At 50.1% G+C, this 23,435-nt stretch carries 20 protein-coding genes; 15 read left to right on the top strand and 5 right to left on the bottom strand.

Annotated elements, in window-relative coordinates; translation table 11 throughout:
- Positions 1–357: 357 nt before the first annotated feature.
- The 7 genes from AC6EJC_RS24565 (at position 358) to hydF (ending at position 8,519) form a co-directional block, all read left to right on the top strand.
- Positions 358–723, top strand: coding sequence for a DUF2294 domain-containing protein (locus AC6EJC_RS24565; protein WP_444956186.1), 366 nt, complete (start codon positions 358–360; stop codon positions 721–723).
- 128 nt (positions 724–851) lie between these two features.
- Positions 852–3,014: a formate dehydrogenase subunit alpha gene (gene fdhF, locus AC6EJC_RS24560; RefSeq protein ID WP_444956185.1), complete on the top strand. Its 2,163-nt coding sequence runs from the start codon at positions 852–854 to the stop codon at positions 3,012–3,014.
- Entirely contained in the window at positions 3,011–3,640 is a 630-nt protein-coding gene (locus tag AC6EJC_RS24555) for a 4Fe-4S dicluster domain-containing protein (RefSeq protein WP_444956184.1), read from the top strand. The genes fdhF and AC6EJC_RS24555 overlap by 4 nt, the downstream gene beginning before the upstream one ends.
- Positions 3,641–3,672: 32 nt before the next feature.
- Positions 3,673–5,178: a [FeFe] hydrogenase, group A gene (locus AC6EJC_RS24550; protein ID WP_444956183.1), complete on the top strand. Its 1,506-nt coding sequence runs from the start codon at positions 3,673–3,675 to the stop codon at positions 5,176–5,178.
- Positions 5,179–5,243: 65 nt separating this feature from the next.
- Entirely contained in the window at positions 5,244–5,834 is a 591-nt protein-coding gene (locus AC6EJC_RS24545; RefSeq protein WP_444956182.1) for a 4Fe-4S dicluster domain-containing protein, read from the top strand.
- Positions 5,831–7,279 (top strand): aspartate ammonia-lyase, encoded by a 1,449-nt coding sequence (locus AC6EJC_RS24540; RefSeq protein WP_444956181.1) that lies wholly within the window; start codon positions 5,831–5,833, stop codon positions 7,277–7,279. Before AC6EJC_RS24545 ends, AC6EJC_RS24540 begins: the two co-directional genes overlap by 4 nt.
- Positions 7,266–8,519, top strand: a complete 1,254-nt coding sequence (gene hydF, locus AC6EJC_RS24535) for a [FeFe] hydrogenase H-cluster maturation GTPase HydF (protein WP_444956180.1) — start codon at positions 7,266–7,268, stop codon at positions 8,517–8,519. The genes AC6EJC_RS24540 and hydF overlap by 14 nt, the downstream gene beginning before the upstream one ends.
- A gap of 141 nt (positions 8,520–8,660) precedes the next feature.
- On the opposite strand, the gene hydG is transcribed toward hydF, so the two are convergent.
- The 3 genes from hydG to AC6EJC_RS24520 form a co-directional block, all read right to left on the bottom strand.
- Entirely contained in the window at positions 8,661–10,073 is a 1,413-nt protein-coding gene (hydG, locus tag AC6EJC_RS24530) for a [FeFe] hydrogenase H-cluster radical SAM maturase HydG (protein WP_444956179.1), read from the bottom strand.
- A gap of 49 nt (positions 10,074–10,122) precedes the next feature.
- Positions 10,123–11,175, bottom strand: coding sequence for a [FeFe] hydrogenase H-cluster radical SAM maturase HydE (hydE, locus tag AC6EJC_RS24525; protein ID WP_444956204.1), 1,053 nt, complete (start codon positions 11,173–11,175; stop codon positions 10,123–10,125).
- Positions 11,176–11,431: 256 nt separating this feature from the next.
- Positions 11,432–13,048 carry an alkaline phosphatase gene (locus AC6EJC_RS24520; protein WP_444956178.1) on the bottom strand — a complete coding sequence of 539 codons (1,617 nt, stop codon included), beginning with the start codon at positions 13,046–13,048 and terminating at the stop codon, positions 11,432–11,434.
- Positions 13,049–13,286: 238 nt separating this feature from the next.
- Between AC6EJC_RS24520 and AC6EJC_RS24515 the strand changes: the two genes are divergently transcribed.
- Positions 13,287–14,204 (top strand): LysR family transcriptional regulator, encoded by a 918-nt coding sequence (locus tag AC6EJC_RS24515; protein WP_025723122.1) that lies wholly within the window; start codon positions 13,287–13,289, stop codon positions 14,202–14,204.
- Between the two features lie 339 nt (positions 14,205–14,543).
- On the opposite strand, the gene AC6EJC_RS24510 is transcribed toward AC6EJC_RS24515, so the two are convergent.
- On the bottom strand, positions 14,544–14,684 hold the full coding sequence (locus AC6EJC_RS24510) for a hypothetical protein (RefSeq protein WP_023989112.1): 141 nt from the start codon (positions 14,682–14,684) through the stop codon (positions 14,544–14,546).
- A gap of 247 nt (positions 14,685–14,931) precedes the next feature.
- Entirely contained in the window at positions 14,932–15,750 is an 819-nt protein-coding gene (locus tag AC6EJC_RS24505) for a carbon-nitrogen family hydrolase (protein WP_444956203.1), read from the bottom strand.
- A 176-nt stretch (positions 15,751–15,926) separates the two neighbouring features.
- On the opposite strand from AC6EJC_RS24505, the gene AC6EJC_RS24500 reads away from it, so the two are divergent.
- The 7 genes from AC6EJC_RS24500 to AC6EJC_RS24470 all read left to right on the top strand — a co-directional run bounded on the left by AC6EJC_RS24500 (position 15,927) and on the right by AC6EJC_RS24470 (position 23,307).
- Complete coding sequence (locus AC6EJC_RS24500; protein ID WP_444956177.1) at positions 15,927–17,108, top strand: pyridoxal phosphate-dependent aminotransferase; 1,182 nt, start codon at positions 15,927–15,929, stop codon at positions 17,106–17,108.
- A gap of 341 nt (positions 17,109–17,449) precedes the next feature.
- Positions 17,450–18,550 carry a glutamate 5-kinase gene (gene proB, locus AC6EJC_RS24495; protein WP_444956176.1) on the top strand — a complete coding sequence of 367 codons (1,101 nt, stop codon included), beginning with the start codon at positions 17,450–17,452 and terminating at the stop codon, positions 18,548–18,550.
- 20 nt (positions 18,551–18,570) lie between these two features.
- Entirely contained in the window at positions 18,571–19,863 is a 1,293-nt protein-coding gene (locus AC6EJC_RS24490; RefSeq protein ID WP_444956175.1) for a glutamate-5-semialdehyde dehydrogenase, read from the top strand.
- Positions 19,864–19,901: 38 nt separating this feature from the next.
- On the top strand, positions 19,902–20,768 hold the full coding sequence (gene proC, locus AC6EJC_RS24485; RefSeq protein ID WP_444956174.1) for a pyrroline-5-carboxylate reductase: 867 nt from the start codon (positions 19,902–19,904) through the stop codon (positions 20,766–20,768).
- Positions 20,765–21,976, top strand: a complete 1,212-nt coding sequence (locus AC6EJC_RS24480; protein ID WP_444956173.1) for a 2,3-diketo-5-methylthiopentyl-1-phosphate enolase — start codon at positions 20,765–20,767, stop codon at positions 21,974–21,976. Before proC ends, AC6EJC_RS24480 begins: the two co-directional genes overlap by 4 nt.
- A complete protein-coding gene (locus AC6EJC_RS24475; protein ID WP_444956172.1) occupies positions 21,973–22,650 on the top strand; it encodes a 2-hydroxy-3-keto-5-methylthiopentenyl-1-phosphate phosphatase in 678 nt (225 codons plus the stop codon). Before AC6EJC_RS24480 ends, AC6EJC_RS24475 begins: the two co-directional genes overlap by 4 nt.
- Entirely contained in the window at positions 22,651–23,307 is a 657-nt protein-coding gene (locus AC6EJC_RS24470) for a methylthioribulose 1-phosphate dehydratase (RefSeq protein ID WP_444956171.1), read from the top strand.
- Positions 23,308–23,435 lie beyond the last annotated feature (128 nt).

Below are 23,435 nucleotides of genomic sequence, written 5' to 3'. Positions count from 1 at the left end.
GAGGATACGTTTCAGTGTAGGGCTTTGGGAATGCCATTTACTAATCTCAGCCCATAGTACGTGATTCAACTGCTTTTGTGTTAGAACTGTACAAACAACGCGAGGGAACAGGAAGCAACATAAAAACCATAGCGGTATAACTGCTTCAAGAGCGGTCTAATCCATGTAAAATTTTGGCCCAGTGTAATGAATTTCACATCTTTCCGGGTCAACCTGTTCTACCATAGAAGGGTGATACGCCGTGCTGGGCAGATTACTTTGGGCGGGACGGTTGCTTCCTGTTCTAAACCAGCTACACAAGCTGTCTGGCATGCGCGGCAAGTACGCCTTTATTTTGATTCGAAGCGGAGTGTCCAGATGTTGAATACCGAATGGGAATACCGTGAGCGCATAAGGAAGCTAGCCGTATGCATTGTCAAGCATTACCGGGGAAAAGGACCGGATAACGTCAAGGTTTCACTGGATTCGCCGCTCCGGATTACGGTAGAAATTCGAGGCACCTTGTCCAACCTGTCCGAAATTCTCGTTCATGAAGGAGCCGAGGACAAGGTCAGGGAATATTGGAACGTCCTTCGTCCCTATCTGGAAAAGGAGTTTATGAACGAAGCCGAAAAAACGCTTGGCAGTCCCTTCACTTATACTTGGGAGGTCTGCCCCTCAGTCCATGGAGACGGACACATCATCATTACTCTTGAACTACAACACATACACCGGTTGGATTAGCGGGAAGGAGCTTGTCTCCTCGCTCGCGGATAAGCCAGTACAGGATGCAGCGTAAAGCGGCATTTTTGTATTGGCTTTTTTCATGTTACGAGTTTCATCTATTTCATATAAAAAGAGGTGCTGCACACATGGCAGACAAGGTATTAACAGTATGTCCCTACTGCGGAAGCGGTTGTCAGCTTCATTTGCTGGTGGACAAGGGACAGGTAATTGGCGCAGAGCCGGCTGATGGTCGTACAAATGAAGGAACACTGTGTCTGAAAGGACACTATGGATGGGATTTTCTGAATGATCCGCAGATTCTGACTTCACGCTTGCGCAAGCCCCTGATTCGCAAAAATGGTGTCATGGAGGAAGTGGAGTGGAAGGAAGCCATTCAGTATACTGCCGAACGGCTGTCAGCAATTAAGGAAAAGTACGGACCCGACTCCATTATGGGGACAGGCTCCGCACGCGGTCCGGGAAATGAAGCCAATTATGTCATGCAAAAGTTCATGCGGGCGGTCATTGGCACGAACAATATTGACCATTGCGCTCGTGTATGCCACGGTCCTTCTGTGGCAGGTTTGACTTACTCGCTCGGGGATGGGGCCATGTCTAACTCTATTCCTGAAATTGAACACTCTGATCTCATTTTCGTGTTTGGATATAACGCACCCGAAACGCATCCGATCGTCGCAAGACGCATTGTAGCTGCCAAGCAAAGAGGCGCCAAAATTATTGTATGCGATCCGCGTATGACCGAAACCGCACGTATTTCGAATATGTGGCTACCACTAAAAGGCGGTTCGAACATGGCTTTGGTGAACGCTTTTGGTCATGTACTTGTGCATGAAGGACTGTACGACAAACGATATGTTGAAGCAAACACAGAAGGCTTTGCTGAATACGTAGAGAGCATTAAAAAATATACTCCCGAATATGCGGAAGGCATTACAGGGGTCAAGGCGGCTGACATCCGGACAGCTATGAGGGAATATGCAAAGGCCCCTACCGCAACAATTCTGTATGGAATGGGCGTATGTCAATTTTCACAGGCCGTTGACGTGGTAAAGGGGCTCGCTTCCCTTGCGCTGTTGACCGGAAACCTGGGCAAGCCGAATGTGGGCATCGGACCTGTACGGGGACAAAACAATGTCCAAGGCTCCTGCGACATGGGCGCATTGCCGAATGTGTATCCTGGCTACCAGGATGTAACAGACACCGCGGTTCGCAAAAAGTTTGAAAAAGCATGGGGTGTCGAGCTGCCGCGTAAAAAAGGATATCCACTTACGGAGGTGCCACACCTCATCCTGAAGGAGAACAAGCTGAAAGCTTATTACATTTTCGGCGAAGACCCTGTACAAAGTGATCCGAACGCCGCCGAGTTACGTGAAGCGCTAGACCAATTGGAATTTGTCGTGGTACAGGATATTTTTATGAACAAAACAGCGCTACACGCCGATGTCATCCTCCCTTCTACTGCCTGGGGCGAGCATGACGGTGTATATTCTTCGGCAGACCGGGGCTTTCAGCGTATCCGTAAGGCCGTCGAGCCGCAGGGTGATGTTAAGCCAGACTGGGCCATTATTAGCGAGGTTGCTACCGCCATGGGCTACCCTATGTCGTATGCAAACACAGAGGAAATTTGGGATGAAATGCGAAGCCTCTGTCCGTTATTCGCCGGTGCAAGCTACCAAAAAATGGAGAAGCAAGGTGGCGTACAGTGGCCTTGCCCTACAGAGGAACATCCAGGCACACCGTATTTGTACAAAGGCAATCAATTTTCTACGCCTAGTGGCAAAGGTCGATTATTCGCCTGCGAATGGCGTCCGCCACAAGAACAGCCGGATGCAAAATATCCGCTTGTCTTGTCCACAGTCCGTGAGGTAGGCCATTACTCCGTGCGTACCATGACTGGCAATTGCCGTGCGCTACGCCAGCTGTCTGATGAGCCTGGATTTATTCAAATTAGCCCGGAAGACGGAGCAGATCTGAACATACTGGATGGCGAAATTGTTGCCATATCCTCCCGTCGGGGACGCATCATGGCACGGGCACAAATCAGTGACCGTGTGCAACAAGGTGCGACCTACATGACCTATCACTGGTGGGTTGGGGCGTGTAACGAGCTGACCGCCGATTTTCTTGATCCGGTATCCAAAACCCCGGAATTAAAATACTGTGCCATCCGGCTGGAACGGATTGCAGACCAAGCGCAGGCCGAACGTGATGTACATGAATCATATCAACGGATTCGCAGACAGATGAACGTCAAGGAAGCCGTTTTGGCTGATAAGGTGACGAGATGAGCGGCGCGCGGAACACGCTACACCGTCCGACGAGTAGAATGGGTGCAGCAGATAGAACAAGCGCTGTCGCCTCCTCCTTCGTAGTCGCAGACGGTGGGCAATGTATTGGCTGCAAAGCCTGTGAACTGGCGTGCTTCGCCGTTCACAGTCAGGCTAACGGCATAGGCGCTTCGGTCGGAACCGTCAGCGTGCCTGTGGTACCCAAGGTGTATGTGGTGCGCGCCGGGGATACGTATGTGCCAGTGCAATGCCGGCATTGTGAAAATGCCCCCTGCGCACATGCCTGTCCGGTTCAGGCCATTCGTCAGGAGGACGGCGTCGTCATGATTGATGAGGAACGATGCATCGGTTGCACCTCCTGTGTATTGGCCTGCCCCTTCGGGGCAATTGAGGTGTCCCCGGTCTATCGGGCAGGACGCGTTGTAACGCAGTCCGGCCTGACTCACCGTGCAAATCGAGCCGCCCTTCCCCGCACCGCGGCAAGCAAATGCGATTTGTGCGCAGAAACAGCAGACGGACAGCCTGCATGTGTAGAGGCCTGCCCGAATCATGTGCTACGGCTGGCCAAAGGTATATCCGACTCGCCTCCAGAGCCTCGGCGGGAAGTCTTTTTCCCACGCCTGTAAGGTCAAAATCAGCCGCAGAAAGGTAGAAAACCATGTCAACCACAATAGACAAGATCTCTTCGCCTCCTTGTATGAAGACGACTGATTGCACAGACCCTGTCATTCATATTGACCCTACGCTCTGCACGGGATGCAGACGTTGTGCTGGGGTTTGTCCAGTAAATGCCATAGAGGGACTGCCCGGAGAACCGCAAACCGTGAATGCAGACCGATGTGTTATTTGCGGTCAATGTGTACAAATATGCAGCGTATACGCATCTGACTGGGCAGGTTCATCTCCACAGGAAGGCGCCGCTAGACGGCTGGAACGTATACAAGAACGCGATATGCCTGCCGACATCAGAGAGCCGCTATTCGCTGCCTATTATAGCTACAACTTGAATAAGGTAACCGATATGATGACCAAACCTGGACAGTTTCGGATCGTCCAATGTGCTCCGGCTATTCGTGTTTCACTCGCGGAGGAATTCGGAATGCCGTTCGGCACCTTGACGCCTGGGAAAATGGCTGCTGCTTTGCGCCGCCTTGGCTTCGACCGGGTATACGACACCAACTTTGGAGCTGACGTGACCATCATGGAGGAAGGCACTGAATTAATTCGTCGCGTGACCGAAGGCGGACCCTTACCCATGTTCACATCCTGCTGTCCAGCATGGGTCCGATTTGCCGAGATTGAATATCCCGATCTGCTAGACCATCTATCCAGCTGCAAATCTCCGATGCAAATGTTAGGAGCGCTGATCAAATCTTATGGCGCACAACTGGACGAGGTGGAACCTGCGAATATATACAGCGTTGCCATCATGCCATGTACCTGTAAACAATTTGAGTGCGATCGTCCCGAAATGGAATCTGACGGTTTCCGTGATGTGGATGAGGTACTGACCACGCGTGAACTTGCATACTGGATCAAGCAGCGTGGAATTGATTTTACGAACCTGCCCGATGAAGAATTCGATTCACCGTTAGGGCAATATTCAGGAGCAGGTTCCATTTTTGGTGTAACGGGAGGGGTCATGGAAGCTGCCATCCGTACAGGTTACGAGCTGCTGACGAATGAAAAACTACCGAAGCTCCAGCTCGATTTTGTACGTGGCGAGGAAGACATTCGAGTAGCTGAGGTTCAGGTAGGCAAGCTGCAGCTCAAGGTGGCGGTCGTCGCCGGGCTACAACACGCCTATCGTCTACTGGATCGTGTGCAGGCGGGCGAATGTGATTATCATTTTATTGAGGTGATGGGCTGTCCTGCCGGATGTATCAGCGGAGGCGGACAACCTAAGCTCATGTTAGAAAAACAACGAATTGAAGCTTATCGGGCACGTAAATCCTCTATCTATGGACATGATGCTGCACACCAGGTACGAAAATCGCATGAGAACCCTCACATCATCAAACTTTATGATGAATTTCTGGGTGAGCCGCTTGGTCATGTGTCGCATCATCTGTTGCACACGACCTTCCAAAAACGAGGGCCCGGCAAGCAAAGCCGTAGCAGTACTATCTCCACCAAAGGAGATACCGATTACTCCATTCATTAATACGTTAAGTTATTTCAATGCTGTATACATTATATTTGTCGTTAGTTAGAGAGGAGTCGAGTTGTATGAACCGTTTTGTTTTAGCTGATCCCGATCAGTGTATCGGCTGTCGTACCTGTGAAATCGCATGTGTCATCGCCCATTCAGCGGAGAACCCTTTTATTTCGCCGGATGATGAATTTCATTTTCACCCTCGTCTGAAGGTTATCAAATCATTTGGGGTCACCGCACCCGTTCAGTGCCGTCACTGTGAGGATGCCCCATGCGCCAACGCTTGTCCGAACGGCTCCATTACGAACGCAGACGGCTGTATTCTCATTAACAGCGAAAGCTGCATCGGCTGTAAAACTTGTATGATCGCCTGCCCTTACGGCGCGATTACCATGGTACCCGAATATCGAAACGGGCAGCCTGTCGTGCAAGACGGATTGTACACCAATATGTCAGGGCGTTTGCAACCCAAAGAACGCATGATTGCCAGCAAATGTGATCTGTGCGAAGGTGTGGACGGTGGTCCGGCCTGCATTGGAAAATGTCCAACACATGCCCTCAAGTTGGTCGAACCGGATCTGGTTCACGCCCGTGTTGAGGAAAAACGAGCTGCAAGCGCACGTCAGCTACTGCATATGACGCGCATTCCGGCAACGGGTCTATGACTGAAGGTTTTCCTCTGCCTACAAATACGCGAACTGAGCGGGATGCGCTAGGAGTAATGGAAATTCCTGTAGATGCCTATTATGGTATTCATACTGCACGCGCGATGAATAATTTTGCGGTCAGTGGCAGGCCCGTGAACCGAAACCTGATCCACGCTCTTGTGTTGGTAAAAAAAACTGCCGCTCAAGTGAATGGTGAGCAGAAACGGCTTCCTGCCCACCGGGCCTCTGCCATTGTAAACGCCTGCGACGAATTACTCGCCGGACGGCACCAACATATGTTTACCGTGGATGCTATACAAGGCGGTGCAGGCACCAGTACCCATATGAATGTGAATGAGGTCATTGCTAATTTGGCCATCGTACAGCTAGGGGGCAAGCCAGGGCAGTATGAGATTATACATCCGCTGGATGATGTGAACTGCTGCCAGTCTACGAATGATGTCTATCCCACAGCGCTACGAATTGCAGCGATACGGCTGCTTCGGCCTTTATGTGACACGATGGCTTCGTTACAAGATGCTTTACAGCATAAAGAAACAGAATATGCCGACCTGCTCAAGCTAGGTCGCACTCAGCTAATGGATGCCCTGCCCATGATGGCCGGGCAAGGCTTTGGTGCCTACGCAAAGGCTATAGCACGCGACCGCTGGCGTCTCTATAAAGCCGAAGAGCGGCTGCGGGAAATCCCGATTGGAGGCACGGCGATTGGCACAGGTATGAACGCGCCCCGCGCTTACAGCTATCGAATGGTCGAAAAGCTGGCGGACGAGACCGGCTTTGGACTAAGTCGCAGCGACCACCCGATGGACCCGATTCAGAATATGGATGTCTTTGTGGAGGTGTCCGGTCTACTCAAATCCGCCGCCGTGAACCTGTTCAAAATATCTAGCGATTTTCGCCTACTGGCCTCTGGTCCCTTCGGTGGTATTGGCGAATACACGCTACCTCCAGTTCAAGCCGGATCCTCTATTATGCCTGGTAAGGTCAATCCGGTAATAGCTGAAATGGCAGGACTAACAGCCATGCGTGTGATGGCCGAAGATGCGGCTATAACTATGGCCGCTGCCTCCGGTCAGCTGGAGCTAAACGCATTCCTGCCGCTGATTGCCGAATCGCTGCTGGAATCGCTACATATTCTTAACAGCGCGGTTCGACTATTCGAGGAACGATGTGTGCGTGGCCTGATCGTACGTGAGGAACGCTGTTCTACAAATCTGCGTAACTCAGCCGTGATGGCTTCCGCGCTGGTCGCGGAGCTTGGCTATGATGAAGCTGCCTCCATTGCATCAGCAGCCATTACGCAAGGTCGCGCACCAGAGGATATTGCAGAAGATCGCGGCCTACTGACCCGTTCACGGATTGACCAATTGTGCCATCCCTATACAGTAACCAAGCCCGGAATTCCGGGGCAGGAAGAAGGAACTCACCATGGGAATGAATGATACCCCACGTAGCAACCGACCACATATCGTCCTGCTCGGTCGCCGCAACGCAGGCAAATCCAGCATTCTGAACGCCCTGACCGGCCAGCCCGCCGCTGTGGTATCTCCTGTAGGAGGAACGACCACGGACCCAGTTTTCAAACCGATGGAGCTACTCCCTGCGGGTCCCATTGTTCTGGTGGATACCGCCGGACTGGACGATGAGGGTGAGATCGGGGAGCTGCGCCGCAACAAAACGCTAGAAATACTTAATAGTACAGACTTGGCCCTGCTCGTTATCGACGCCACTATTGGAGTCGGACCATTCGAGCACAAGCTACTCGAAAAGCTTCGCACCAAAAAAACTCCTGTTATTGGGGTATTGAATAAGATAGATACCCTTACCGAATCAGATAAAATGGCTGCAACGCTGGAAAATGAACTGGATCTCGCCCTGATTCCTTTCAGCGCCTCTATGCTCTGGGGAGACACGGAACTGAAAAAGGCCATCACTAATACACTCCCCCAAAACGAGGATCGTTTCCGTATCGTCGGTGACTTGTTGTCACCCGGCGATGTTGTCGTGTTGGTCGTTCCCATCGACAAAGCTGCACCAAAGGGCCGATTGATCCTGCCGCAGCAGCAAACAATCCGCGATACGCTAGAGAGCGATGCCATCGCTGTAGTGACTAAGGAGCATGAACTACGATTGACGCTGGAACGACTAGGACGCAAGCCCCGCTTGGTCATTACCGATTCACAGGTTTTTATGAAAGTAGCGGCCGATACGCCCAAGGATGTGCCTCTTACCTCTTTTTCCATCCTGTTTGCCCGTCATAAGGGCGATTTGGACGAACTGGTACGAGGTGCAAGAGCCATTGATCGCCTCAAGGATGGAGACCGCGTACTCATTGCCGAAGCCTGCACTCACCAATGCCAATCTGACGATATTGGTCGAGTGAAAATACCTCGTTGGCTCCGTCAAACGATAGGTAAACGCCTCATCATTGAGCATGCATCCGGCTCCAGCTTTCCTGACGATTTGAGCGAGTATGCACTGGTTATTCATTGCGGTGCCTGCATGCTCAATCGGCGCACGATGCTTCATCGAATGTCAGAAACGAAAGCTGCCGGGGTGCCTATTGTGAACTATGGCATTTTTATCGCCTATGTACAGGGGGTCTTCCCCCGTGCCATTGAATGCTTTCCGTCCGCTATGCTGGCATGGGAGCAAGCCATTGGATCTGGCAGCTATTCCTGAAAGACCTTATAATTTATGTTTGTTATCTCTCCATACACACAAAAGCAGCCGCGCTGACACCAACGCGACTGCTTTTTATTTTCCGTTTCTATTATAATGAAAATTTATAATGAAAAATTTATATAGCCAGAAATCATGCTACTAAAAATACAAATCACGCTCGCCTGCTTCCAGCCGTTCCAGCCTGTCAAGTGTCAAACGACGCGTCGACTCACGTGGTATACGTTCCAGATTCTCTCGCAGGGCGGCAGCTCCCAGTTCACGTGCCTCTTCATCCCCATAATCCAGCAAGTATTCTTGAAAGGTGAGCAGCGAATTCGGCTGACATACATTGTGAATTTGTCCGGATTTGGCAAGCTCCATGAAGCGATCTCCGGTTCGTCCCTCACGGTAGCAAGCTGTACAGTAGCTCGGCATATATCCGCCACGGCACAGACTTTTGATAATTTCCATCGGCGAGCGATGATCCCCAACCTCGAACTGAGGCTTATCATTCGTCTCTTGTCTTGCATATGCCCCTACACCGGTAGCAGAACCAGCACTGATTTGCGATACACCCAAACCAATGACACGGTCCCTAAATTCCGACTCCTCACGCGTAGACAGGATCATTCCCGCATAAGGTACAGCCAGCCGAAGAACCGCTACAATTTTCATAAAATCCTCGTCACTCACCAAATATGGATAACGCTCCGGATCCACATTTTCAGCCGGACGAAGTCGAGGAACAGAAACCGTGTGAGGACCGCAGCCAAAGACTTCTTCCAAATGTTCGGCATGTTTGAGCATCGCTACAGTTTCATAGCGGAAATCATACAGACCGTACAACACACCGATCCCCACATCATCTATACCCGCACTCATGGCTCGGTCCATTGCGGTGGTGTGCCAATCATAGTCCCGTTTTGGCCCTTGAAGATGATATTTGCGATAGCTTTCCCGATGATACGTTTCCTGGAACAAAATATACGTACCGATCCCGACCTCCACAAGCTTCCGGTAATCCTCCTCCGTCGTTGCAGCAATATTAACATTAACCCGCCGGATGCTCCCATTGTCCACCTTTATATCGTAGATCTGACGCAGACAATCGACGATATAATCAATAGAACAATTGATCGGGTCCTCCCCCGCTTCCAGTGCGAGCCGTTTGTGCCCCATTTCCTGAAGCACTCTAACCTCCTCGACCAGTTCCTCCGGTGTTAGGCGGCTGCGCTTAAAGCTGTCATTGGTATGTTTATAACCACAATATTCGCAGTTATTAACGCAGTGGTTGCTTACATATAAAGGGGCGAACAGCACAATCCGGTTGCCATAAATCTGCTCTTTGACTGCCCTCGAAGATTTGAACATCTCTTCCAATAATTCAGGATCATTTACATGCAAAAGAGCCGCCGCTTCACTTGCACTCAGCCCCCGGCAGGCTCTGCCCTTTTCTAAAATTTCTAAAATACGGTGTCGATCCGTTGCCTCTTGTTTCCCCTGCTCCACTGCCGCCATAATCTCTGCTTCATTAATAAAATCCGCCGACACTTTCTCTCGTACTCCACTCACGTATACCCATCTCCTTGTTTATGGTTACTGCAATGTTTCCGTTATGGCCTCACAAAGTTTCCTGTCTCATAAGCTGTCGTTGCACTCTCAAACTATCGCCGCGCCCCATATCGACTTCAAATCCCGCTCCACGGATCCGCAGCTCAAGGCAATGTCGACATTGGGCAGACTCATCGCCCAAACATATTTTATTCTCATAAATCGCATACTTGGGTCTCACCGCCAGCGGCGACAAATTGGGCATCACCACATTCGCTCCCGCCTGAAGCGCCTTCTCCCTGCCTTGGGGATGAATTGTTCCCATTGCCGTGGACGCAGGAATAAGCGCATCTGGAACGACCAATCGGGATAACGAAATGATATCGAGTGCCTTTTCCATGCTCCCCTGACTGGCATCCCGGAGCGGCGTGTTGCTATGCGGTAAAAAGGGACCAATCCCGATCATATCTGGTGATAGGCGGTGCAGATAGACCAAATCGTCTGCTAATTCACTATTCGTTTGCCCCGGTAACCCCACCATACATCCGGCCCCAATCTGAAAGCCGATTCGTTGCAAAGCCAGCAGACGGCTGCGCCTGCTTTCCATCGTCATCGTCGGATGCAGCTTGGCGTACAAACTGGGGGAAGCTGTCTCATGCCGCAGCAAAAAACGGTCTGCGCCCGCCTCGTATAGTCGCTCATAAGTTTCATCATCCCGTTCACCGATGGACAGTGTAACCGCCACATCCGCAAAACGGCTTTTAATTTCCCGAATCAGTTTCGTCAGCCGGGCTGCCGTAAACCAGTAATCTTCCCCACTTTGCAGCACAAAGGTCCGATAACCCAGTTCATACCCCTCCGCACAACAGGCCAGAATTTCTTCCGGCTGCAAACGGTAACGATCTGCCTGTTTATTCGAAGCGCGCAGCCCACAGTACATGCAGTCCTGACGACATATACTGGAGAATTCAATTAATCCCCGTAAAAAAACACCCTTGCCATAACGCTCCAACTTGGTGCGAGCTGCCAGTTTGCGCAGTTGAGCCCGAAGCGTCGGCTCATCATCCAGACGTGTCAGCAGCTCCGTCATTTCCGTATGCGTCCATTCCTTGCCGTCAGCCAGACGCAGTAATAATTCGTCCGTGACTCATCCCTTCTTCCCTCGTCCATCCGGACTTCACATCATCAGCGGCTTGTACCGTGCATGTATTATTCTAGCAACATCAGAGAGAATATAACGTGACTAGTTTCACAAAAAATCCCATTTTCTGAAAATCAACTTCACTCTCCGCCCCAAAAAATACATATTTATCTCAACACACAAAAAAGCTGCCTCCTCCTTTGATGGAAGAAACAGCCTTTGTTGATGGTTCTGCTTATTACTGAATCAAATCTATTGCCTGCTGGGGTACAAAATAATCAACGCCGTTAAATACGACTACACCGTTGAGCGCGGAATTTTTACCATTCAGCGTAGCAATATTTTTGTATACCGGAAGCTCCAGCTTGTTACTGCCTTTGGTCACCGTAATGACTTTCGTGTCCGCAGTAAACTTGGCTCCTTTGGCTTCAAAAGCGGCTTTCGCAGGAACAAACAGCTGCTTGCTGACCGAATCCAAATCTAGTCCGAGTACACGTGTCATATATTTATTGACATCCGTGTTGTCGATAACACCGGATGGACGGTCCCCGTTTGGCGCATACGTGTACAACACGACATCACCTCCTGTATGACCGCCTGTAGTCCAGCCAATATTCGCACGTTTGCTAATGATCGGTCCGACGGCATAGTTCATGCTGCCTTCTTCGGCATCTTTAATTGTTTTTACTTCTTCGTCTGTCAAATCGGTAATGCCAAAATACGTGGAAAGCACTTCTTTAATATTGCTGCGATCTGCATTCAGCTTGGCTTCCAATCCTTCACCTGTCAGCTTCGCTTTTTTCAAAGGATCTATAAAAGAAGCTAAAGGCGTTTTGTCATAATTGCTTGTTGTATTACTGCTACCAATCGTCAATCCGCCGTTTCCGTGGTCTGTTACTGCTACAACGACAGTATTTTGGTTTTGCTTGGCGTAATCTAAAGCGACTTTCACCGCATCGTCAAATGAAAGCACGTCGCTAATAATCCCCGTTGGATCGTTTGCATGTGCGGCCCAATCTACTTTACTGCCTTCTACCATTAAGAAGAAGCCTTTGTCATTTTTGGATAACACATCAATTGCTTTCGTTGTCATTTCTGCCAGGCTAGGTTCCTTGGATGCATCTCGATCCAGGTTATACGCGAGGGCTTCGGGAGAAAAGCTGCCCCAGAGCTTGCTGGAGATCGAATTTTTCAAACCTTCAGGTGTCGTGACAAATTCATAACCCTGGTCTTTAATTTGGGCAACCAAATCCTGGCCGTCCTTACGTCCTGCTGCCTCCAAAAACTTGCCGCCTCCACCTAACACCACGTCAACCCCGTTGTAGGCTTGCTGCATGCTGAGTGCATCATAATTTTTACGATCAGGGTAATGAGCAGTAAAATCGGCTGGTGTCGCATGCATAATCTCCGAAGTAGCAATGATTCCTGTCGATTTTCCTGCCAACTTGGAAGCCTCGAGAATGGAAGCTACAGGCTTTTTGGCGTCACCCGCTGCAATGGGTTCTTGCCCAGGCATTGTCGCTTCATCAGGAAGGACACCTACGTATCCAGTATGTGATTTATGTCCTGTGGCAAAAGCAGTACCCGCCGGAGCTGAATCGGCAATCGGAGCATCCGCAGAATGCGTACGCACCATGCCGCTTGCCATGCTGTCTAACGTTAAGGAAGAACCTTTGTACCATCTAGCCAGTGCAGTGGCGTCATTAGCCATACCGTCTGGAATCAAAATAATTACGTTTTTAATCGACGTGTCCTTTTCGACTGCCATCGCCGTCCCGCCGCTTACTGCTAGCATCATAGTCGCCACGAGTGCAGCCACCGATTTTTTCGTATGTATCCCCCAACATTTTAGCATTCATTTTCCTCCCAGACACTTTATTTACAACCAGAACTAAGATTAATCGTATTTTATCAGGAGAATGTTAAGAGAATTGGTTATCTGTATTAAAAGACTCTATTTGTGAAAAAACGCTTCATCTATATAAAACTTGTGACACATGAGAATCGTTAAGATTGGGAATTTCATTATATTATTGTATAATCAATCTATGATGTAATAGGTAAAGCTTATAAGATAAGGGGCGCAAAATTCGATGGAATTCAGACAGCTTCAGTACACCCTGCAAATTGCAGCGGAAAAAAACTTCTCACGCGCAGCAGAAAAACTGCATATTGCTCAGCCCTCGTTGAGCCAACAATTGTCCAAACTGGAAAAAGAACTTGGGGTACTTTTATTTCAACGCAACACCAGCACGGTGGAATTAACACATGCAGGAGCAAGCTTTGTAGAAAAGGCAAAAAAAATAGTTGATGCAGTCGAGCAGCTCCGGCAGGAAATGGACGATATTTCTCAACTGCGAAAAGGGAAGGTTGTGGTTGGCAGTATGCCTATCACAGGTTCTCATTTGCTGCCGCATGTGTTGCCGGTATTCAAAAAGGCTCACCCGGACATTGAAATCGTGCTAGTCGAGGATTCATCTATGAATTTGGAGAAAAAAACTGCCAGTGGGGATACAGATCTCAGCCTGCTATCTCTTCCATTAGTTGAACCTACACTTTCCTATGTGCCCATCGGTGAAGAGTGGATTGATCTTGCCGTTCCTCCGGGTCACCCCCTAGCCCTGCGTAAAAATGGTGACCATCCGCAGCCTGTGCATATGGAAGAACTGAAAGATGAGCCTTTTGTCGTGCTGAAAAAAGGGCAAGGATTTCGCAAGCTGACGATGGATTTGTGTCATCAAGCAGGCTTTGAACCCAATGTGGTATTTGAAAGCACTAATATGGAGACGCTCCAATCGCTCGTAGCGACAGGTATGGGAGTGACACTCGTCCCCCGTTTTATCGCCCGAGCCGCCAGCAGCGAGTTTGTTCCAGCATTATTGCCACTCGCCGAACCTACCCCCAGCCGTACCCTGGCCATTGCTTACCGAAACGGACGTTATTTGTCTAAAGCTGCCGAAGCCTTTATTGATACCTTCCGAGAAACGGTCGAGCAACTTTCTCAAAAGTAGCTTCGAATGTGAAAAGGACCGTCTTCCTCCCTAGCCAAAGCCAGAGAAGAAGGCGGTCCCGGGGCTTCGCCCCTATACTTTCAATACTTCATTTACTTTACGGGTTCGATTACACTGTTGCGATGTTGCTTCCATCTGTCTTTAACGAACCACATTTCATGTTCATTTGAATTTCATGTCAGCCTCGCCTGATTACTTTACGCTTGCTCGGAAACTCCACTTTATCCATCCCGCATCACTTCTTTCCTTAAGGTCTCTAGCCTTGGTCTCCCAAGAGTGTCCTACCTCAGTTCCAATGTGCTGTGTGATCCCAAAGTGCCTGTCCTCGCCTTTTTGTGATCAGGGTCTCCCTAAATCTGGTGGACTTTTATCCTGATCATAGCCCATTTCATAATTGTTTCCGACAACCTGTCTATTTAAGCCTCTCGGCCGTGACAGGCCATCCCTATTCGCCAGTTCGGATCTACTTTGGTTATCCATCGTTATCAACCTCCTGGTGTCGGGATACTATTATAATACACCTATGGACTGTATCTGAAACAGGTATCGGAAAACTTTTTTATTATCGAGAAGAACCAAATGCTTGCTGTACCTCGGCTTCACTCACTTGGGTTTTAAAGACCAATTTCGAAGGAACTTGAGGTGAATAAATGACCTCTATAATGCTTCCCTGCTGCACAAAAATTCAATGCGTTCCTTAAGCATGGAGTATTCCTTTCTACACTGATTATCGGTCATACAGTGAGGGACGCCGATCTTCAAACACCGGAATACGACCACGTACGTCCTGCACCAAGGCAGACTCAATTGTTCCTGTGAGAACCTCCTCCTGCTCTCCGCCCTCGGCAATGATTTCTCCCCATGGATCAATTATGAGCGAATGCCCGAAGAAATCAGTATCTCCGCTGCGACCTACCCGGTTACAAGCAATGACATACATCTGATTTTCTATAGCACGTGCGGTCAGCAAGGTACGCCAGTGATGAAGCCGGGGATGAGGCCATTCTGCGGGTACGATCAGCAAATTTGCGCCCGACAGGGCCAAACTGCGGGCTAGTTCGGGAAAACGGATATCATAGCAGATCGACGCACCTGCCCGAATCTCGCCATCCAGTGTGAATAAAACCTTTTCTTCGCCAGGCTGCAGATATTTTTCTTCATCCATAAGTCGGAACAGATGAATTTTGGAATACGAAGCAACCTCTCTGCCTGTTCGGTCAAAAACGAGCATCGTATTATACACATGACCGTCGCTTTTTTTCTCTGCGATCGACCCAGCTACTACGTTCACTTCATGGTTGGCAGCGAATGCTGCTATCCATGCCCGAGTCTCCGTCCCTTCTTTGTCCGCCAGCTCATGAATGCGATCTAAGGCATAGCCTGTGTTCCACATTTCCGGCAGGACAATCAGATCCGGTTTCAGTTCGGCTTTCATCGCTTGTTCCATTAAAGCTCGGATATGACTGCGGTTTTCCGGGGGATTTCCCAGCTCAATATGAGCTTGTATGAGTGCAACACTGAACGGCTGAGCTTCCTGATACGTCAAAATCCTTCCTCCTCCTTGTGAGCCGGAGCTTCCCGTGACCCATTGTCCGGTATTTTCTCCCATCATAGCCCGATCAGTCTGGATTACGCAACCATGCAAGCTTAATTCCTCCTATACAACTCGGTAAAATCGTGATAAATTATTTCTTAAACTATTCCAAAAGGTCGTGTGAATTGATGACTCATTTTTTTATTCCCTCCGCTGACGTCATGAAACAGTTACCCACTCAATTTTTTGCCACACTTGTACAAAATGTAAACCGTGAAATTGCGGCAGGGCATGATGTCATTAATCTCGGACAGGGGAACCCGGATACCCCCACCCCATCTCATATTGTAAAGTCTTTGCAGGAATCAGCGGATAACCCGCTGTATCATAAATATTCGCCTTTTCGCGGTTACAGCTTTCTTAAGGAAGCCGTTGCCCGGCGCTATCAGGAGGATTACGGTGTGACGCTCGACCCCGAAACCGAGGTCGCCATCCTGTTTGGCGGGAAAACGGGCTTGGTTCAGCTGCCGCAAATCTTACTCAATCCCGGCGATGTGTGTCTCGTCCCTGATCCCGGCTACCCGGATTACTGGTCTGGCGTGGCCTTGGCTAAAGCGGAAATGTCCTTTCTCCCATTAAAGGAAGAGAACCGTTTTCTGCCCGATTATGAGGCCATTTCCGAGGAAGATCGCCGCCGCGCCAAGTTAATGTTCCTTAATTATCCGAATAATCCAACCTCGGCAACTGCTCCACTTTCCTTTTACGAGGATACGGTTGAATTCGCGCAACGTAACGGTATCGTGGTTGCCAGTGATTTTGCCTATGGTGCTATTGGATTTGACGGCGAACGTCCGGTGAGCTTCCTCCAGGCTGAGGGTGCTAAGGACGTGGGGATTGAGTTCTATACCTTGTCCAAAACATACAATATGGCGGGCTGGCGTGTTGGTTTCGCGCTCGGTAATGCCGAAATCATCTCGATGATTAATCTGCTCCAGGATCATATTTATGTAAGCCTGTTTGGCGGCATTCAGGCAGCAGCGGCGACGGCCCTGACGGCCTCGCAGGAATGCGTAGGCGAGCTGGTATCCCGCTATGAATCGCGCCGTAACGCTTTTTATGATGCACTTGGGCAAATAGGCTGGAAGGCGACGCGCCCAAGCGGCTCCTTTTTCAGTTGGTTGCCTGTACCACAGGGCTATACTTCGGCTTCTTTTGCCGATCTGCTACTGCGGGAAGCCAAGGTGGCTGTCGCTCCGGGGATCGGCTTCGGTAGCGGCGGTGAAGGATATGTGCGGGCGGGGCTGCTGAGCTCAGAAGCTCGACTGACCGAGGCGGCTGATCGAATTGGCAAGCTAAACCTGTTTGGTTAAGCCGTATTTTCCAGCTACAACTTCTTTGCCAAACCTGGTCTTTTCGTGGTATTCTGTATCCAATATCATTTAGCGCGTTGAAGGGACTATTAAGAGAGACCCGGTCCTGTTCAGAGAGTAAATTCCGATAGGCTGCAAGAATTTACCTGGACTCTCTCCCAACTCCTATCCCCGAGCGCCCTGCGCAATCAGGCGGCCCCTGCCGTTAACAGGTTTCAAGTGGGATGATCATGAATCATCAATGAAGGTGGTACCGCGGAAGCACAAACTTTCGTCCTTTGCATACAAAGGATGGAAGTTTTTTTTGCATTAAAAAGAGTAAAATTAAGGAAGTGGACGTCTTGTCAACACGAATCGTCATTAAAATCGGAAGCAGCTCCCTGACTGGAGTGGAAGGTGGCTTGAATCGGGAAGCCATTGCTTATTTTGCCCGAGAAATCAGCTTACTTCGTGCAAAAGGTCATGAAGTGCTGCTGGTCACATCAGGCGCAGTAGCCGCCGGGTTCAGGGAGATTGGGTACCCATTTCGCCCCAAACTGCTGCATGAAAAGCAAGCGGCGGCAGCCGTAGGCCAAGCTCTTCTCATGCAATCCTATCAGCAGGCTTTTAAAGATTTTGGCTTGGTAAGCGCGCAAATCCTGCTGACTCGCAGTGACTTTTTGAGCCGTAAACGGATGAATAATGCTGGAATGACCGTGGAAGAATTGCTGCGCCAGCAGGTCATCCCGATCTTTAACGAAAATGATACCGTATCGATTGATGAATTGAAATTCGGTGATAACGATATGCTGTCTGCACTGGTCGCCAATCTGGTCAAAGCGCAGCATTTGATCATTATTACGGATACCGATGGCGTATATACGGCAGATCCGCGCAAGCATCCGAACGCCGTACGTTTTGAACGCATTGACGAGATTACTGAGGAGATTTATGCATTGGCCGGAGGTTCCGGGTCAGCTGTAGGAACCGGCGGTATGCGATCCAAGATCGAAGCAGCCAAAGTCGCTACGCGCGGCGGTGTGCCTGTATATGTGGGACGCGTCAGCGCAAATGGCGATCTGGACGCAGCCGTCGAAGGACACGGGCCTGGGACTTATTTTGACACTCACCTCTCTTCGCTGCCGATGAAAAAACAATGGCTTGGTTTCATGTCCACCCCACTGGGTTCGGTGCATGTAGACCATGGAGCCGAGGAAGCGCTGGTGCATGGCGGACACAGTCTGCTTCCCGTTGGCGTACGCCGTGTGGAAGGCAGCTTTCATGCCGGTGATGTCGTCGAGGTGCTGGGGCCGGAAAATAAGGTCTTGGGACGCGGTATCGTCAATTATGACGATGCACAGCTTCAAATTGTTCAAGGATTACCCAGCGGCGAGGTTGTGGGCAAGATCGGTCCCATTCACCGGCTTGAGGTGATTCACAGGGATGAATGGATTACATTATAAATGTGGGGAGGCCGTAAGGCATGAGTGGATTAACGACGAACACAGCTGCAACCGATGAGAACCAGTTTAGCGAAGTACGAACCAAAGCGAATCTTGCCAAAAAAAGTGCCGGGGTCATGAACCGCCTGACTACAGCACAGAAAAACGAAGCATTGCTTGCTATGGCTGAAGCTCTAGTAAATCATACTGAAGAGCTGATTGCAGCGAACCATAATGACCTGAAGCGTGGACGAGAACTGGGAACGTCGGAATCGCTGCTCGACCGCCTCAAGCTGACCGAGGACCGAATCGGGGCTATTGCCGAAGGATTACGCCAAATTGCGGCACTGCCTGATCCGGTCGGCGACACGCTCGAGCATATTGAACGTCCAAACGGTCTGCGAATTGAGAAAATACGTGTACCGCTGGGTGTCATCGGCATCATATATGAAGCCCGTCCAAATGTGACCGTGGATGCTGCGGGTCTGTGCTTGAAAACAGGCAATCCGGTTGTGCTCCGCGGTGGTTCGGCCGCCCTCTTCTCCAACCGCAAGATCATTGAAGTGCTTCAGCAGGCGCTAGACGCAACAGCCGTGCCACGCGAGGCGCTTCAACTTATTGAAGATTCAGACCGTGCCTCCGTCAACGAAATGCTCACCTTGAACGGTTTGCTGGATGTGATTATTCCACGCGGTGGGCGTTCACTCATTCAAAATGTTGTTCAGAACGCTACCGTGCCTGTCATCGAAACCGGGGCTGGCGTATGCCATACCTTTTTGGACGCTACAGCGGATGTAGAAATGGCCGAAGCGATTACACTGAATGCCAAGGTGCAAAGACCGTCCGTATGTAACTCAATAGAGACATTACTCGTTCACTCCGATTATGCACAAGCACACTTAACGAGTTTGGCAGAACGCTTCCGTGATGCCGGGGTTGAGCTGCGCGGCTGCGCACGGACACGAGAACTGGCTCCTTGGGCTGTTCCTGCCACGGAAGAGGATTATGGCACCGAGTATAATGATTACATTATGAACGTCAAGGTCGTAGACAATCTGGACGAAGCACTGGAGCATATTGCCCGTTACGGTACGATGCATTCGGAATGTATTGTCACCGAGGACAAAGCCCATGCTGAACGTTTTCTGCAAGAAGTAGACGCCGCAGCCGTGTACCACAATGCATCCACCCGCTTCACGGATGGCTTCGAGTTTGGATTTGGTGCCGAGATCGGAATCAGCACGCAAAAATTACATGCCCGCGGCCCAATGGGATTGCCTGCCTTGACTTCGACCAAATATCGCGTGTACGGTACTGGACAAATCAGGGAATAATATCATAAATCAATCCGTATCCTTGGAGGTTATGAATCATGTGTGAATCACAAACAAAGGTTTTAATTAACGAACAAATTACATTTTTCGGGGCAGGATCAATGGCAGAGGCTATTATTCGCGGAATGACGGCTCGTTCTGTCGTCAAACGTGGCGGTATTACCGTCATCAACCGCAGTAATCAGGCTCGCCTTGAAGAACTTCAAAAGCAATACGGAGTATTGTTCCAAACCGAAGATGCCGCCAAAACCGAACTGCTGCGTCATTCTCCGGTCATCGTGCTTGCTATGAAACCCAAGGATGCTGCACAAGCACTTGGAAAGCTCGGCCCCCTCCTGTCAGATGGGCAGCTGATCATTTCGGTAATCGCCGGATTGTCCATTCGTACGATGCAAACGTTGCTTGGGCGCAAGCAGCCGATCACGCGGACAATGCCAAACACATCCAGCTCGATTGGGCTGGGAGCCACAGGCATCAGTTTTTCCAAAGAGATCAGCGAAAACCAGCGTAAAAACGTGCTTGCGATGTTCGAATCTGTAGGTACGGTAACGATTATAGAAGAAGAGAAAATGGATGTTTTGACCGGGATATCCGGAAGCGGTCCTGCCTATGTCTATTACTTGATGGAAGCCATGATTGCCGGGGGAATCCGTGGTGGCTTAACTCCTGAGCAAGCACACGAACTAACGGTGCAAACCGCGCTTGGAGCGGCACGCATGGTACAGCAAACCGGAGAGGAGCCTTCTGCCCTTCGCCACAAAATCATGTCACCCAATGGCTCCACGGTAGCAGCATTGGAAACGCTGGACAAAGGCGACTTCTACGAAACAGTGATTGCGGCGGTGCAGCGGTGCGCTGAACGATCCCGCGAGATGGGAGCTGTACTAAAGGAGGGAATTGAATGAGCTATTGCTTGGCGACCTACCGGGTATACGATGACAAAGCCGATTTTAACCAAAAGGCCCAATCTATTGCCATCGGCATGACGGTGGGCAGCTGGACTGAGCTCCCGCAAGCCAAGCGGGACACGATGCAAAAGCATCTCGGCTCTGTTCAATCTGTGGACATTCACGATGGAGGCCCCGGTGAACGGTATGCCGACCTGACCATCGCTTATCCAGATGTCAATTTCAGCCGGGACATTCCTGCACTGCTGGTTACGGTCTTCGGCAAAATTTCGATGGACGGTCGAATTAAGCTAACGAAACTGGGTTTCTCGGAAGCATTCCGTTCTGTTTTTCCGGGACCGAAATTCGGTATCAGCGGCTTGCGTGAGCAGCTCGGCGTGTACGATCGTCCTCTGCTCATGAGCATTTTCAAATCCGTGATTGGTCTTAATTTGGACGAACTTCGTGAACAGTTTACCCGGCAGGCTCTCGGTGGCGTTGATCTGATCAAGGACGACGAGATCTTGTTTGAAAATGCGCTGACGCCGATTGAAAAACGTGTTGAAGCCTGCATCAAAGCCGCCGAAGCGGCTGAGCGTGAAACCGGTAAAAAGCTGCTGTATGCCGCTAATTTAACCGGGCCAACCTCGCAGCTCAAAGCGCAAGCTCTTAAGGCCATCGACGCGGGCGCGAACGCGTTACTGTTTAACGTGCTGGCCTACGGTTACGATGTGCTGCATGAACTTAGCAGCGATCCCGCCGTCTCGGTGCCGATTGCAGCCCATCCTTCGTTGGCGGGTGCTGCTTATCCGTCGCCGCATTATGGTATATCGGCGTCCGTCCTGCTTGGTCAGCTTATGCGGCTGGCTGGGGCTGATCTCGTCCTCTTCCCTTCTCCCTACGGCTCGGTGACGATGCCACATGAGGAAAACATGGCGATCCGCGATGAGCTGATCACCCCTGATCTACCGCAGAAGGCCAGCATGCCTGTCCCTTCCGCAGGGATTCACCCGGGCCTCGTACCGTTAATTGTACGTGACTTTGGTACTGACGTTGTTGTTAACGCCGGGGGTGGTATTCACGGACATCCGATGGGTACGGAAGCTGGTGGGCGCGCCTTTGTGCAAGCGATTGAAGCGGTGCAACAGAACGTTCCGCTGGTACAATACGCCCGTACTCACCCCGAGCTGCAATCCGCGCTCGACACGTGGGGAGGCGAACGATGAGTACAGCAAAGAAACCCGTCATTTTTTGCGACTTTGACGGGACGATTACGAACAGCGACAACATTGTCGCCATTATGAAACATTTTCAGCCCGTAGGCTGTGAGCCCATCATGCATCAAATCGTAAATGGGCATACATCCATTCGTGAAGGCGTAGGTGCCATGTTTGCCCTGATGCCTTCGGAGCAAAAGGACGAAATTATCTCATATGTACTTGGACAAGCTGGTATACGCGAGGGCTTTGCACGCTTTTTAGACTATGTACGAGAGCAGCAGATTGAATTTTTCGTCACCAGCGGCGGTATCGATTTTTTTATTGATCCATTGCTAAAACCCTTCGATATTCCACATGATCACATCTTTTGCAATGGAGCGGATTTTTCCGGGGATAACATCCAAATTACGTGGCCGCATCCATGTCAGGAGCCGTGTACGAACGACTGCGGTATGTGCAAAACGACCGTCATTCGTCAATACCCTGCCGAACAATACGAGCGGATTTTGATCGGAGACAGCCTGACGGATTTTGAAGGAGCCAAAATTGCCGACCTTGTGTACTCTCGCTCACATCTGACTTTAAAGTGCCAAGAGTTGGGTGTACCTCATGTACCCTTTGAAACATTTGACGACATTATCGAGGATTTAAAGCAAAAACAGGAGCAAGGGGTGCTGTAAATGAGTTTTAACTTGGCAGACATTTCATTGGAAGAAAAACGTCGCGCACTGGAAGAACTCGCTGATGTCAAAGAGCTATTCGCATCTCGCAACTGGTTCCCAGGCACAAGCGGCAATTTGTCAATCCGAATCGGTGACTTCCATCCCGAACAATTTTATTTTGCAGTCACCGCCAGCGGCAAGGATAAAACCAAGCGCACTCCTGAGGATTTTCTTTTCGTAGATCAGTACGGAAAAGCGGCAGAAGCCACAAACCTCAAGCCAAGCGCAGAGACACTCATACATTGCGAAATTTACCGCCTAACAGGCTGCGGAGCCGTTTTTCATGTGCATACCGTGTTTAACAATCTCATATCCGAATATTACGGAGAGCAAGGCTCTGTACCTGTGCAAGGAATTGAGCTGATCAAGGCTTTTAACATTTGGGAGGAAAATGCTGCAATCCACATTCCCGTACTGCCTAATTACGCGGATATCGCCTCGATTGCCAAGCTGGTGCCCGGTGTTCTGAATGATCAGGTGCCAGGAATTTTATTGCGTAACCACGGCATTTATGCGTGGGGGCGTGACGTGTTTGAAGCTAAAAAGCATCTGGAGGCGTTTGAATTTTTGTTTGAAACGACCTATCGCTCCCTGCTGCTGAAAACTTCGAAATGAAAACTCCATAAACATTAAATGTGCGTATAATTGAATTAAAAATTGCCATTGAATATCGAGAACGTAGCCTAAGCGAAAGCACGGGAACGTTCTCTTTTTTATGAAAAGGGCACCCTATTCTACTAGCG

Source organism: Paenibacillus sp. TY11 (assembly GCF_059772165.1).
Note: the sequence above shows the minus strand (reverse complement) of the source record. Positions and strands in the feature narration are given on the sequence as shown.